The 13,970-nt window shown below is 64.6% G+C and carries 11 protein-coding genes; 5 read left to right on the forward strand and 6 right to left on the reverse strand.

Annotated elements, in window-relative coordinates; translation table 11 throughout:
* Positions 1-70: 70 nt before the first annotated feature.
* Complete coding sequence (hrpB, locus tag J4D28_RS00845) at positions 71-2,602, reverse strand: ATP-dependent helicase HrpB (RefSeq protein ID WP_103330756.1); 2,532 nt, start codon at positions 2,600-2,602, stop codon at positions 71-73.
* A gap of 117 nt (positions 2,603-2,719) precedes the next feature.
* On the opposite strand from hrpB, the gene J4D28_RS00850 reads away from it, so the two are divergent.
* Together J4D28_RS00850 and J4D28_RS00855 are read left to right on the forward strand one after the other, a co-directional pair.
* Entirely contained in the window at positions 2,720-3,139 is a 420-nt protein-coding gene (locus J4D28_RS00850) for a hypothetical protein (protein WP_038635502.1), read from the forward strand.
* Positions 3,140-3,170: 31 nt separating this feature from the next.
* Positions 3,171-4,067, forward strand: a complete 897-nt coding sequence (locus J4D28_RS00855; protein ID WP_103330757.1) for a cation diffusion facilitator family transporter — start codon at positions 3,171-3,173, stop codon at positions 4,065-4,067.
* Here J4D28_RS00855 and J4D28_RS00860 read toward each other — a convergent pair.
* Positions 4,061-5,059 carry a DUF6515 family protein gene (locus J4D28_RS00860; RefSeq protein WP_103330758.1) on the reverse strand — a complete coding sequence of 333 codons (999 nt, stop codon included), beginning with the start codon at positions 5,057-5,059 and terminating at the stop codon, positions 4,061-4,063. The two genes, J4D28_RS00855 and J4D28_RS00860, sit on opposite strands and share 7 nt — an antisense overlap.
* Positions 5,060-5,503: 444 nt before the next feature.
* Between J4D28_RS00860 and J4D28_RS00865 the strand changes: the two genes are divergently transcribed.
* Positions 5,504-5,983, forward strand: a complete 480-nt coding sequence (locus J4D28_RS00865) for an Lrp/AsnC family transcriptional regulator (RefSeq protein WP_009045772.1) — start codon at positions 5,504-5,506, stop codon at positions 5,981-5,983.
* 223 nt (positions 5,984-6,206) lie between these two features.
* Entirely contained in the window at positions 6,207-6,416 is a 210-nt protein-coding gene (locus tag J4D28_RS00870) for a DUF2788 domain-containing protein (protein WP_007927060.1), read from the forward strand.
* On the opposite strand, the gene J4D28_RS00875 is transcribed toward J4D28_RS00870, so the two are convergent.
* The 4 genes from J4D28_RS00875 to J4D28_RS00890 form a co-directional block, all read right to left on the reverse strand.
* Complete coding sequence (locus J4D28_RS00875) at positions 6,411-7,052, reverse strand: pseudouridine synthase (RefSeq protein WP_009051015.1); 642 nt, start codon at positions 7,050-7,052, stop codon at positions 6,411-6,413. The genes J4D28_RS00870 and J4D28_RS00875 overlap by 6 nt on opposite strands.
* Positions 7,053-7,122: 70 nt before the next feature.
* On the reverse strand, positions 7,123-8,595 hold the full coding sequence (gene amn, locus J4D28_RS00880) for an AMP nucleosidase (RefSeq protein ID WP_162098616.1): 1,473 nt from the start codon (positions 8,593-8,595) through the stop codon (positions 7,123-7,125).
* Between the two features lie 167 nt (positions 8,596-8,762).
* The gene (locus J4D28_RS00885) at positions 8,763-10,412 is read right to left on the reverse strand and encodes an acyl-CoA dehydrogenase family protein (protein WP_103330759.1); all 1,650 of its coding nucleotides are present in this window, start codon (positions 10,410-10,412) and stop codon (positions 8,763-8,765) included.
* A gap of 76 nt (positions 10,413-10,488) precedes the next feature.
* On the reverse strand, positions 10,489-12,870 hold the full coding sequence (locus J4D28_RS00890; RefSeq protein WP_016703743.1) for a hybrid sensor histidine kinase/response regulator: 2,382 nt from the start codon (positions 12,868-12,870) through the stop codon (positions 10,489-10,491).
* A gap of 292 nt (positions 12,871-13,162) precedes the next feature.
* Here J4D28_RS00890 and J4D28_RS00895 point away from each other — a divergent pair, with 292 nt between their 5' ends.
* The gene (locus J4D28_RS00895) at positions 13,163-13,960 is read left to right on the forward strand and encodes a hydroxymethylpyrimidine/phosphomethylpyrimidine kinase (RefSeq protein ID WP_029526837.1); all 798 of its coding nucleotides are present in this window, start codon (positions 13,163-13,165) and stop codon (positions 13,958-13,960) included.
* Positions 13,961-13,970 lie beyond the last annotated feature (10 nt).

Consider the following 13,970-nt stretch of genomic DNA (forward strand, 5'->3'; position numbering starts at 1 on the left):
GGCGCAGGATCTTGAGACCGCTGAAGGCCTTCGGCCTTATCGCAGCCTGCGGCAGCGGCTACACGGTAGGTTACTTGCGCGGTTTGGCGCGGGCCGTGGCCTCGGCCACCAGCGGGTCATCCGGCCAGTAGTGTTTCGGGTAGCGGCCCTTGAGGTCCTTCTTCACCTCGGCGTAGGTGCTGCGCCAGAAGTTCGCCAGGTCCTGGGTGACCTGCACCGGCCGCCGTGCCGGGGACAGCAGGTGCAGCTTGACCACCTGCCGGCCACCGGCGATCCGTGGTGTTTCCGCCAGGCCGAACAGCTCCTGCAAACGCACCGCGAGAATCGGTGGCTGCTCGCTGTAGTCGAGGCGGATCGACGAGCCGGACGGCACCGTCAGGTGGTGCGGCGCCAGCTCGTCCAGGCGCTGCGGAAATGGCCATGGCAGCAGGTTGTGGACAATGCTGGCCAGCTCCAGGTTGGCGAAGTGGCTGAGGCGCGAAACCTTGCCCAGGTACGGCAACAGCCAGCTCTCCAGGCTCTTGAGCAAGGCCGCGTCGCTGACATCCGGCCACTGGCTTTCGCCCGTGGCCTCTAGATCGAGCTGGCGCAACAAGGCCACCCGCGCCTGCCACTGGCGCAGTTCCGGGGTCCAGGGCAACAGCTCCAGGCCCTTGCGCCGCACCAGATTGACCAGGGCCTGGCACCGCGCCGCCTCGTCCAGCCCGGTCAGCGGCTCACGGCTGAGCACCAGTTCGCCGACCTTGCGCTGGCGCTCGGCACGCAACACGCCTTCGCGCTCGTCCCAATCAAGCTGGTCGACGCTGCGCACCTGCTCGGCCAGGACCGAGTCGAACAGCGCCGGATCGAAATCCGCCGCCAGGTAGATGCGCTCTTCCCGCTGCCCCTGGCGACTGCCCAGGTCGGCGATCACCAGCCAGGGTTGCTTCATCAGGCTGTCGGTTTCGCTGAACAATGCCGCGCGGCCGTTGGCCAGCCGGTACTCGGCACCGCCAGGACGGCGTTGCTGGGCGACCCGATCCGGATAGGCCAGCGCCAGCAAGGCGCCCAGCCAGCGCGGATGGTCCGGGTCCGCCACCGCCTGGCTCGGCTGCCCACGCAGATAACCGCGGTACTGCCGGGCCAGTTGCCGAGCCCGCTGTACGCCGCCCTGGGCGCCGCGGGCCGCGCGCTCTTCGCCGGACAGCAGCACCAGACGGCTATGCAGGTCGGCACCGCCGCCGCGCAGGATGTCGCGCTCGCCGAGCAAGGCGGCGACGTCGCAGGCCATGTTCGCCAGCCCCAGGGCCTGGCCGCGCAACAGCAGATGGGCAATACGCGGATGGGCCGGCAACTCGGCCATCGCCTGGCCATGGGCTGTCAGCTTCCAGTCCTCGCCGGCTTTGGCGGTCAGGGCGCCGAGGCGCTCGAGCAGATCCTGGGCCTGGGCATAAGCCGCGCCGGGCGGCACATCCAGCCACACCAGTTGCGCTGGCGTCACGCCCCAGCGCGCCAGTTGCAGGGCCAGGCCCGCCAGGTCCGCCTGGAGGATTTCCGCACTGCCATAGGCCGCCAGCTGTTCGTGCTGGTCCTGGGACCACAGGCGATAACACACGCCCGGTTCCAGGCGCCCGGCCCGACCGGCGCGCTGGGTGGCGCTGGCCCGGGAAATACGCTGGGTGTCGAGACGGGTCATGCCACTGCCCGGGTCGAAACGCGGCACCCGCGCCAGACCGGCATCGACCACCACGCGCACGCCGTCGATGGTCAGGCTGGTCTCGGCGATATTGGTCGCCAGCACCACTTTGCGCTTGCCCGGCGGAGCCGGTTCGATGGCCGCGCGCTGCGCCGCCAGGTCCAGCTCGCCGTGCAGCGGACAGAGCAGGATCTCCGAGCGCTCGCCCACGGCATCGGCCAACTGCTGATGCACCCGGCGGATCTCGGCCTGCCCCGGCAGGAACACCAGGACGCTGCCGCTTTCATCGTTCAACGCTTCAAGGATGGTCTGCACCAGCCGCGGCTCGATGAACTCGCACGGCTGGAAAGGCCGCCCCCAGCGCACATCGACCGGGAACATGCGGCCTTCGCTGCGCAGGATCGGCGCGTCGTCCAGCAGCCCGGCCAGGCGCTCGCCTTCCAGGGTCGCCGACATCAGGAGGATTTTCAGCGGCTGCTCGTCACGGAACAGATCACGGCCATTGAGGCTCAAGGCCAGGGCCAGGTCGGCGTCGAGGCTGCGCTCGTGGAATTCGTCGAAAATCAGCAGGCCGACGCCTTCCAGCGCCGGATCGTCCTGCAGGCGGCGGGTCAGGATCCCCTCGGTGACCACCTCGATGCGGGTGTTCGGGCCGACCTTGCTGTCGAGGCGAATACGGTAGCCCACGGTTTCGCCGACCTTTTCCCCCAGTTCGCTGGCCAGCCGTTCGGCCGCCGCCCGCGCCGCCAGGCGCCGTGGTTCGAGCATGAGAATGCGTTGTCCGGCCAGCCAGGGTTCGTTCAACAGGGCCAAAGGCACGCGGGTGGTCTTACCGGCGCCGGGCGGTGCTTCGAGCACGGCCTCGTGGCGTGTCGCCAGGGCTTCACGCAGGGCAGGTAAAACTTCATCAATTGGCAAAGAATTCATACTGGCTCCCAAACAGAGGCGCGAGTATAACGGCGAACTGCCTGGCGTTAATCACGGTCTGAATTCATACCGGCAACGCTTCAGCCTTGCTCTTTCGTGTCTGTTCAGGAGATTTACATGCGTATTCCTTTCCGCATCATCGGCGGCGTCCTGGTTGCCACCCTGCTGACTCAGCTCACCGCCTGCGGCTCGATCTTCTTCCCCGACCGGCGCGGCCAGATCGACGGCAAGATCGACCCGCTGGTAGCCGTGCTCGACGCCGTGGGCCTACTGTTTTATGTGATCCCGGGGCTGATCGCCTTTGGCGTCGACTTCGCCACCGGCGCCATCTACCTGGAACCGGGCAAGACCGCGCAGATCGACCCGCACAAGCTGCAGCAAGCCATAGGCGCCGACGGCCAGGTCGATAACCACAAGTTGCAGGCTATCCTCGAAAGCGAGCTGGGCCGCAGCTTCCCGCTGGACGATCCACGCCTGATCCAGCACAAGGGCAGCGCGCAGCAGCTGGCCCTGTACGGTCTGCAACCGGCAGCCTGACCCTCGCGTTTCTTGAAGGAACAAGCCTTGTATGAGCAGTAACCCGGAACACGCGCGCCTGTTGCGCCTGGCGACCCGCGCCTCGCTGGCGGTGGCCAGTATCCTGATCGTGGCCAAGGCCATCGCCTGGTGGCTGAGCGGCTCGGTCAGCCTGCTGGCAGGCCTCACCGACTCGCTGCTCGATGGCGCCGCGTCGTTCCTCAACCTGCTGGCCGTGCATTACGCCCTGCGCCCGGCCGACGCCGATCACCGCTACGGCCATGGCAAGGCCGAGTCCTTGTCGGGCATGGCCCAGGCGCTGTTCATCGCGGTGAGCGCGGTGCTGATCGGGGTACAGGCCGTCGAGCGCCTGCAGAACCCGGAACCGCTGGGCGCTCCGTGGGTCGGTATCGGCGTGATGCTGCTGTCCCTGGCGCTGACTGTTGCATTGCTGATGGTGCAACACCGGGTGATCCGCGAAACCGGCTCCACGGCGGTGCGTGCCGATTCGCTGCACTATCGCTCCGACCTGCTGCTCAACGGCAGCATCCTGCTGGCGCTGGTGCTGGCCAGTTTCGGCTGGCAGCAACTGGACGCCTGGTTCGGCCTGGCGATTGCCGTCTACATCCTGTGGAGCGCGATCCAGATCGCCCGCGAAAGCGTAGCGGTGCTGATGGACGAGGAGCTGCCGCCCGAGGTCAGCCAGCACATGCTGGAACTGGTGTGCGCGGTGCCCGGGGTACTCGGCGCTCATGATCTGCGCACGCGGATTTCCGGCAACCACTGGTTCGTGCAACTACACCTGGAATTACCCGGGGAGCTGACCCTGTCGGTGGCCCACGGCATCAGCGATCAGGCCGCCGAGGCGATTCATGCGGCCTATCCGCGGGCCGAGGTGCTGGTGCACGCCGACCCGCAGGAAGTGGTGCAGGCCGTCCGGGCTCAGTAAGTCACCTGATAGCCGCGCGAGCTCAGGCAACCACCCTGGGCCTGGCGGTAGGTCTGGACCACTTCCGGCGCCGGTGGATAGGTCATTGCCGCCGGATCGAAGCCACTCTGCTGCACCGCCCAGCGATAACAGTCGTAGCGATCCTGATTGATCTGCTGCGGGCTCTGCCCCCTGACCGGGTAGGCCAGCACGTTGTAATCATTGCCGGCCTGCGGTGGCGGGCTGGCCGCAGGCGGCTCGACCACCACGTACTGCTGGGTACTGGCCTCGTAGCTGTAGTAGGCACCAGCGGCCAGGAAGAACAGCGCGCTGCCGATCCACACTTCCCGCGCGTAGTCCGGCAGGTAGGCCACACGGATCCCGTAGGGTGGGTGCACCACCACATACCGTGGGCCTTGCGGGCGGTACCAATAGCCACCGGAGAAGTAATAGTCCCGGCCGCGATAAGGAACGCGGTAATGCCGGTCCGGGAAGCGATCGATCACATAACCCGGCCGATATTGCGGACCTGGCCCCCAGCCATTGCCACGCCCCTCCGGACGGCCCGGCCAGCGATAGTCGTAAGGACGCGAGCCCGGTCCGCCGGCCTGCCAATGCGGGTTGTAGTCGTTACGGCGCGGGATGTCCTGATAATAACCCTGGCGCGGTTCCTGGGTCTGGCGGACGGTATCGGGGCGGCCCTGGATCGGCAGGTTGGCGGATGGCTGTGCCAGTCGTCCCCGCCCTTGATCATTCGACCCGTGGTTCTGCCAGCGCCCGTTCTCGACGTTGCGCTCGAACTGCTGGCTGTTGTCGCCGCGAATGATTTCAGTCTGCTGGCGCGACTGATGGCTTTCGCCTCGCCCCTGGCCGTTGCCCGGATAGCCGTCGTCACTGCGCTGGCCGCCATTGGACCAGCCACGGCCGTCATTGCGGTCATCGGCGAGCCCCTGCGCACTGACGCCCACACAGAGCAAACCAACACCTGCCAAACGCCAGATGCGCGATTTCATGCTATTCCTCATTACGGATAGGGGCCTGTAGATAAGACTGGAAAAGCCCAGGCCGGTTCTGCCACAGGTTATCAGTCGCAACACTTATTTATTGAGGGTGCCACGGGATATTTCCTGGCGCGCAGGCAATAAAAAAGAGGGACCCGTCGGCCCCCCTTTGAGAATTTCGTCCGTGCTCGGCGCTTATGACGCCGGCTCACCTCACGCCGTCTTCTGGACAGTGTGTAGCCCGGGGGCCGGCTCAACCCTGTGGGATTGGCGGCCGCGGCAGGCCTGATTCGGCGGGCCGCAGTGGACTCTATGTCCGGGCAGTGATTCTGGTGATAAGAATAGGCCTGGGCCGCCGGCAGAGGATTGCGAAGATTGCTCTGACAAACATGACTTGCGCAATTTTTAACTCAAGACAGATAATATCGCGCAATAGTTATGACAAAGGCCTGATCCATGAGCAAACTCGACCGATACGATCTCAGCATTTTGGCGGAATTGCAGCGCGACGCCCGCATCTCCAATCAGGAACTGGCCGAACGTATCGGCCTGTCGCCTTCGCCGTGTTCGCGTCGGGTCAAGCAACTGGAAGACGACGGCTACATTTCCCGCCAGGTCGCCCTGCTGGACCGCAAGATGCTCGGCCTGAGCCTGACCGCCTACGTGCTGATCGGCATGGACCGCCACACCCCCGAGCGTTTCGAGAACTTCGAGGCGGCGATCCGCAGCCTGCCGCAGGTCCTCGAATGCAGCCTGGTGACCGGGATGGACGCCGACTACCAGCTCAAGGTGGTGGTGCCGGACATGGACCACTACCAGAAACTGCTGCTGGGCCATCTGACCCGCATCGAAGGCGTGACCAGCGTGCGCTCCAGCTTCGTGCTCAACCAGGTGCTCAACAGCACCGAATTGCCGCTGACCCACCTGCGCAACTGAGTCTGTATCTGTAGGAGCAAGGGGGACGCCCAGTTCTTGCTCGCGATAGGGGCGTTCGGCCGCAGCCGATGTGTAGTCAGGAACATTTATCGCGAGCAAGCTTCGCTCCTACAGAAGATCCCGATGGTGTGACGACGAAGCGCACCCGGATCAATGCCCGGCCGCGGCCCCTTGGCGTATACTCGCCCGCGCCTTTTAGCCTTGCCTGTGCTGGAGATATTCGATGGATCCTGCAGTATTCGAAGAGTGGATGATGACCGGCCTGGTAACCATCCTGATCATTTTCATGGCCTTCATCGTCTGGGATCTGGCGAAGAAGTCCAAGGCCGGACGCTTCGGCTCGTTCATCCTGTTCTTCGTCCTGGGCCTGGGCGTGGCCGCGTTCATCATCAAGAGCGTGGTGATCGGCCTGATCGAATCCGGCGCCTTATAAACGCGCCGGAACCTCCTTCCACTGGCCCTGATCGAGCCCCTCGATCGTCCAGTCGCCGATCCTGACCCGCACCAGGCGCAATGTCGGCAAACCCACGGCAGCCGTCATGCGCCGCACCTGGCGATTGCGCCCTTCACGAATGATCAACTCCAGCCAGCTGGTGGGCACGCTCTTGCGAAAGCGCACCGGCGGGTTGCGCGGCCACAGCTGCGGCTCCTCCAGCTGCCGGGCTTCGGCCGGCAGGGTCATGCCGTCATTCAATTCCACGCCATCTCGCAGACGCTGCAATTGCTCAGCCGTGGGCTCGCCTTCCACCTGCACCCAATAGGTCTTGGCCAGCTTGTGCTTGGGATCGGCGATGCGCGCCTGCAGCTGGCCGTCGTTGGTCAGCAGCAGCAAGCCTTCGCTGTCGCGGTCGAGGCGGCCAGCCGGGTAGATGCCGGGTATCGCGATGAAGTCCTTGAGGGTCGCCCGCCCTTCGCCGTCGCTGAACTGGGTCAGCACATCGAAGGGTTTGTTGAACAGGATCAGCTTCGGCTCGGCCGGTGGCGCTTTGGCAACACGGCGCGGCGCGGAGGAAGACGAAGGACTCTTCACGCCAGGGCGGCGGGAAGCGGGACGCGGAGGACGAGACATGGCGGACAGAACATCTAACGGTCAGGGCCGACCATGCTAGTGGCCCGACCGTTAAATGACCATCCCGCGATCAGCGGAACGGCGGCTCGTCGAAGCTGCGCAGCTTGCGCGAGTGCAGCGAATTGAGCTCGGTACGCAGCAGGTCCACCGCGGCGATACCGATCTTCAGGTGCTGGCTGACCGCGCGCTCATAAAAGGCGTTGGCCGAACCCGGCAGCTTGATTTCGCTGTGCAGCGGCTTGTCCGAGACGCAGAGCAACGTGCCGTACGGCACCCGCAGGCGATAACCCTGGGCGGCGATGGTGCCGCTTTCCATGTCCACCGCCACGGCGCGGGACAGGTTGATCAGCGGACGCTCCTGGGCCCAGCGCAACTCCCAGTTGCGGTCGTCGTAGGTCAGCACGGTACCGGTACGCAGGCGTTTTTTCAGGTCGTCGCCCTTCTCGCCGGTGACGTTGGCGGCGGCCTGCTGCAAGGCCAGCTGCACTTCGGCCAGGGCCGGAATCGGGATATTCGGCGGCACCACGCGATCGAGAATGCCGTCGCGACGCATGTAGGCGTGGGCCAGCACGTAGTCGCCGATGGTCTGCGACTGCCGCAGGCCGCCGCAGTGGCCGATCATCAGCCAGCAATGCGGACGCAATACCGCCAGGTGGTCGGTGATGTTCTTGGCATTGGACGGGCCGACGCCGATGTTCACCAGGGTCACGCCGTGGCCGTCGCTGGCCAGCAGGTGATAAGCCGGCATCTGGTAGCGGTGCCAGACCACCCCGGCGGCGATCGATGAGGCCTCGCCGTGGTCCATGCCCTTCTCGATGATCACATTGCCCGGCAGGACCATGCGCACGAACCGCGGATCGCTGCGCAGCTGTTCAAGACCGTGGGTGATGAACTGGTCGACATAACGGTGGTAGTTGGTCAGCAGGATCCATGGCTGCACATGGCGCCAGTCGCTGCCGGTGTAGTGCACCAGGCGGCGCAGGGAGAAATCCACCCGTGCGGCATCGAACAGCGCCAGGGGCAGCGGATTGGTGTTTTCCCAATCGTACAGCCCGTCGGCGATGCCATCGGTGGCGGCGGACAGGTCGGTGCTGGGGAACACCCGCGCCAGCACCGCGGCAGTAACGCCGGAACCAGCCAGTTCATCGCCCTGCTCGACCACGTACGGATACGGGATGTTCTGCTCGCTGACGCCCACTTCCACGGTCACGGTGAAGTCGTGCATCAGTGGCACCAACTGCTCCAGCAGGTACTTACGGAAGGCGGCGGGATGGGTGACCGTGACGCTGTAGGTGCCCGGCAACTGGACCTTGGCGTAGGCCCGGGTGGTCTGCGGGACTTCGCCCTGGCAGTGATAGGTCAGGCGCAATTGCGGGTAACGAAACAGGGCGCGCTGTTCGGCGTCGGGTTCGACGCGGTCCTTGAGGTAACGCTTGAGCGCCTGGCTCAGCGACGTGGTGGCCCGCTCATGCAAAGCAGCAAGCCGGTCCACGGCTTGCTCGGCGGTTTGAACGACAATAAAAGCTTCGGTCACGGTAAGCATCCTGTGTTCTGATCTTGCAGGCCTTCATCTTGCCTGCAACGCCGTCTCACGGGAACAGTGGAATATCTGCCAGGAACGAGCCTGCTCGCGAAAGACCTTTCAAGCCCCAAGGAATCGGTGGCCCGGAATATTTATCGCGAGCAAGCTCGCTCCTACACCTGGCGGCGTCAGAAGCCTGCCGGGGTCGAGCGCGCGACTATCGCCTCGACATCCAGCCCCCGCGACAAGGTGCCGTAGACCCTTCCTCCCGAACCCAGGCGACTGGCAATAAAGGCATCGCTGACCACCGCGTTGCCGGCTTCCAGCAACAGCTTGGCCTGCAGGCCCAGGGCGATGTCCTCGGTCAGTTGGCGAGCGCGGTACTGAATGTCGTCGGTGTCCTGGAAGGCGCCTTTCAGGTTGGCGATATGCGCGGCCAGGCGCCTGTCGCCATGGCCGTCGCCCAGCTCGGCGAACAAGGCATCGAGCACACCCGGCTCCTTGGACAAGGCGCGCAGCACATCCAGGCACTGCACGTTGCCGGAGCCTTCCCAAGTCGAGTTGACCGGCGCTTCGCGGTACAGCCGCGGCAGGATGCTCTCCTCGACATAACCGGCGCCGCCCATGCACTCGGCGGCCTCGTTGATCATCGCCGGGGCCCGCTTGCAGATCCAGTATTTGCCCACCGCGGTCACCAGTCGCGAGAACATTGCTTCTTGCGGGTCATCCAGATTGTCCAGCGCGCGACCCATACGCAGGCTCAAGGCCAACGCCGCCTCGCTTTCCAGCGCCAGGTCGGCCAGCACGTTCTGCATCAAGGGCTGCTCGCTGAGCACCCGCCCGCCCACCAGCCGATGGGCGCAGTGATGGCTGGCCTGGGTCAGGGCCTGGCGCATCAGCGAGCTGGAACCGACCATGCAATCGAAGCGAGTCATGGCCACCATCTCGATGATGGTCGGCACACCGCGCCCCTCTTCCCCGACCATCCACGCCAGAGCCCCGCGGAACTCCACTTCGCTGGAGGCATTGGAGCAGTTGCCGAGCTTGTTTTTCAGGCGCTGGATATAGAACTGGTTGCGGCTGTCGTCCGGACGGTGGCGAGGCAACAGGAAGCAGGTCAGGCCTTTTTCGGTCTGGGCCAGGGTCAGGAAGGCGTCGCACATCGGCGCCGAGCAGAACCACTTGTGGCCCACCAGTTCATAGGCCTGCCCCGGCCCCGTAGCGCCCACCGGATATGCCTTGGTGGTGTTGGCGCGCACATCGGTGCCGCCCTGTTTCTCGGTCATCGCCATGCCGATGGTGACGCCGGCCTTGTGGGCCATGCCGACATTGCGCGGGTCATATTCGGTGGCGAGCACTTTCGGCAGCCATTGCTCGGCGAGGTCCGGCTGCAGCTTCAGCGCCGGCACACAGGCGAAGGTCATGGTCAGCGGACAACCGCTGCCGGCTTCGGCCTGGCTGTGCAGATAGGACATGGCGGCGCGGGCGACATGCGCCCCAGACTGCGGATGAGCCCAGGGCAAGGACGTCAGGCCATGCTCGATGGCGGTACGCATCAGCTCGTGATACGCCGGATGAAACTCCACCAGGTCGAGGCGATGCCCATACCGGTCATGGCTGGTGAACACCGGTTTGTTCTGGTTGGCCAGGAACCCCGCTTCCATCAGCGGCCCACCGGCCAGGGCACCATAGGCGTCAATCCGCGATTCGGCCCAGCCGGCGCCAAAACGCCGTGCCCACTCCTGCAACGGCAGATCGATTCGATAGAGGTTGGTACCGTCCAGGGAAGGTGGCTGGTTGGTGACTTCGTGGGTCTCGGCGAACTGGTGCAGGTTCATCTCGGGGGCTCCTTGAGGGGTGTGCCAGAACCTCAGTTAAGCACCCCCTCCCCGACGAACAAAGTGGCATACCCGCCTAAATACCGGCGCTTTCGCCCTGTTCCGGAGCCAGCACACGACGCGCCAGAACGCTTTGCAACTCTTCGAATTTCACCGGCCAGGAGAGGTAATCGAGCAGGCAGCGCTCAGCCTCCAGGCCATGTGCCGAGGCCGACACCAGCAGCACCGGCAACCCGGCGCAACCCGGCATGCCATGCACCTGGTCGCACAGTTTGAGCGCCTCGGCCTGCTCGATCTGGCAATCGAGCAGCACCGCATCCACCGACTCTCGGCGCAGCAACGCCAACGCCCCGCGAGCATTCTCCGCCGTGCGCACCTGATACCCCAGCTTGAGCAGCATGCCGCGGATCACCAGCTGATTGATGCTGTTGTCGTCCACCAGCAGCACGCTGCAATCCTGCGGCAGGCGCCGGACGGAGCGGACCCGCAAGGCCGGCTGGGACGCCATCGGCTGTTCGCCGTCCAGATCAAAGGTCACCTCCAGGCGGAAACAGCTGCCGCGCCCCGGCTCCGATTCATGGGTCAGATGGCCACCCAACAGATCCACCAGTTGCCGACAGATCGCCAGCCCCACGCCCAGCCCGCCATATTCGCGGGTCATCGAACCATCGAGCTGGAAGAAACGCTGATACAGCGAAGCCTCATCGAGATTGACGAAACCGATGCCGGTGTCGATCACCGCGAAGGTCATCGCCAGCCGTCCCGGCGCCGTCGGCTTGCCGGTCACTCGCAGGACCAGGCCGCCCACCCGGGTGAACTTGATGGCATTGTCCAACAGGCACTCCAGGCACTGGCTCAACTTGCCGCGATCGCCTAAAAGCCGGTCAGGCAGCCCGGCGGCCAGGTCGACATCGAAGCCCAATCCCTTGGCCGAGGCATTGGCGCAAAACTGGCCCCGCAAGGCATCGAGCAGCGAACGCAGGCTGAAGGTCTCACGCTGGGCGCTGAGCTTGCCGGCCTGCAGCTCGGTCAGGGTCAGGATGCCGTTGACCATGCGCATCATGTCCCGGGCCGAACCGGCGGCGGTCTGCTGGTACTGCTCCAGCTCCGGGTCGAGATCGACGGTCTGCATCAGCTCCAGCGAACCGATCACGCCATTCATCGGCGTGCGCAGTTCGTGGGTCAGGGTGGCGAGGAATTCATCCTTGAGCCGGTTGCTGTGGGCCAGCTGCTGGTTGAGCACTTCGAGCTTCTGCCCGGCATCGAACAGGGTCTGGGCCTGCTGTTCGCGCATCGAATTGATGCGGTCGGCCAGGGCCAGTGACAACAGCGCCACTTCGATGGCCGAACCGATCTGGCTGGAATACATGGTCAGGAACATATTCGGCAGATAGCCCAGCACCATCAGGGTATTGATGATCCCGCCCACCAGGAACGCCGACCAGGCGATGATGAAGTAACGCGCCACACGCATGCCGCGGCACCAGGCAACGATGCCGGAGACGAAGATCACCACGGTAAAGATCAGCGCCAGGGCCGTGGCCAGGCGCAACGCCAGGGCGTAGCTGGTCATCAGCGACAGGGCCACCACCACGGCACTGCACAGGATCAGCACCAGCAGCAGGCGATCGACCCATCGGCTGTGGCGGGCGGTCTGCAGGAAGCTGCGGGCGAACAGGCTGCCGAACAGGGCCGCCGCGCCAATGAAGAATGGCGTCGCCGCGTTGGCCCACCACGGGTTGTCCGGCCAGAAGTACTCCACCGCGGCGCCGTTCACCGACACCTGGTACAGCCCGAACGAGGCGATGTAGAGGATGTAATAGAGGTAACTGGTGTCGCGCACGCTCAGGTAAATGAACAGGTTGTAGACCAGCATCCCCAGCAGCACGCCGTAGATCAGGCCGAGCACATACAGGCGCACCGGCTGCGCTTCCAGGTACGCCGTGCTGGACCAGAGCGTCACCGGCGCCTGGACCGAGCCCTGGCTCTGCAGGCGCAGGAACAGGGTCTTTTGCTCGTAGGGCGCAAAACTCAGGTCGAACAGGTAATTGTTCTGGCGGATCTGCCGGCTGTCGAACGGCAAGGCATCGCCGGTACGCTGGGCCAGGCGGTAGCCACCGGCCTCATCGGGCAGATACAGCTCCAGATGATCGAGCGGCGGATAGGCCAGTTCCAGCAGCCAGGTGTGTCGTATGGAGGGGTTGGCGGGACGGTAGCCGAGGTCGATTTTCAGCCAGAATGCCGAGCGGGAGTAACCGGCGTTGAGGGTGGGCTTGTCATGGGCTTTGAAACTGCCGGCCATGGCCGGTGAACTGACATCCGCGATCGTTGCCTGACCACTCGCGTCTTCAAACACTTGCATCACCCGACCCAAGGGCAGGCTCTGGGTGAACTCGTCGAACTCGACCGCGCCAGCCAGCATCGGCAAGCTCAACAGCAACATCAGCAAATAGCGCATAAAGCCCCAGCGTGGCCTGTCCGGTGGTGTCAGGAAGCCCCCCATTTCCCTTTGAGTAGACGTGAAACCGGCATGACCTGTTATTGGTTTGGATCCACTCTAGCATAGCCGTTGGTGGCCAAAGAACACCATGAAAAGTTTTAGTTTAAAGGCTCTAGAACGGGCGTTTCAGCGCTATCCGTTGATCTAGAGCTGTTGCCTCGGTCAACTTGTCGGCAAGGTGGAAAATCCAGCCCCGGCCGACACGCGAGGAGCCGTGCAAAAAAGACGTTTGGTGGTAAGCTCGCGCACCATGAATATCTACAGCTCTCGTCCCGTTGTCCTCTGTCTCTCCGGCCACGACCCCAGTGGTGGCGCCGGCCTGCAGGCAGATATCGAAGCCCTGCTCGCCCAGGGTTGCCATGCAGCTCCCGCTGTGACCGCGCTGACCGTGCAGGATACGGTCAACGTCAGCGACTTCCGTGTACTGGATCGCGAGTGGGTGTTAGCCCAGGCCAACGCCGTGCTCAACGACTCCGTGGTCGCCGCGGTCAAGTTGGGCATGCTTGGCTCACTGGAAATGGTCGACACCGTGGTCGAGCTGTTGCAGGCGCACCCGCATCTGCCGATGGTCTGCGACCCGGTGTTGCGCGCTGGCGGCGGTGGTCGCCTGGGCAAGGACGAGGTCGGCTACGCCATGCGTGAACGCCTGCTGCCACTGGCGACCATCGCCACCCCGAATCTTCCGGAAGCGCGAATCCTCGCCGAGTTGCCCGAAGGCAGCGCGGATCAGTGCGCCGAAAAGCTCCTGCCGTTCGTCAAGCACCTGCTGATCACCGGCGGTCATGGTGACGAGCATGAAGTGCATAATCGCCTGTACAGCCGCGATGGCAGTCGTCACACCTACACCTGCCAGCGGCTGCCGGGCAGCTATCACGGTTCCGGTTGCACCCTGGCCAGCGCCCTGGCTGGACGCTTGGCCCAGGGCGAAAGCCTGGCCAGCGCCGTGAAGTCGGCCCTCGATTACACCTGGCGCACCCTGCGCGACGCCGAGCAACTGGGCCAAGGCCAGTTCGTACCGCGCCGTCTGCCGCTGGACTTCTGCTCGTAAGCCATGAGGC

This window comes from Pseudomonas sp. GW531-T4 (genome assembly GCF_017349615.1).
Classification (GTDB): domain Bacteria; phylum Pseudomonadota; class Gammaproteobacteria; order Pseudomonadales; family Pseudomonadaceae; genus Aquipseudomonas; species Aquipseudomonas chlororaphis_I.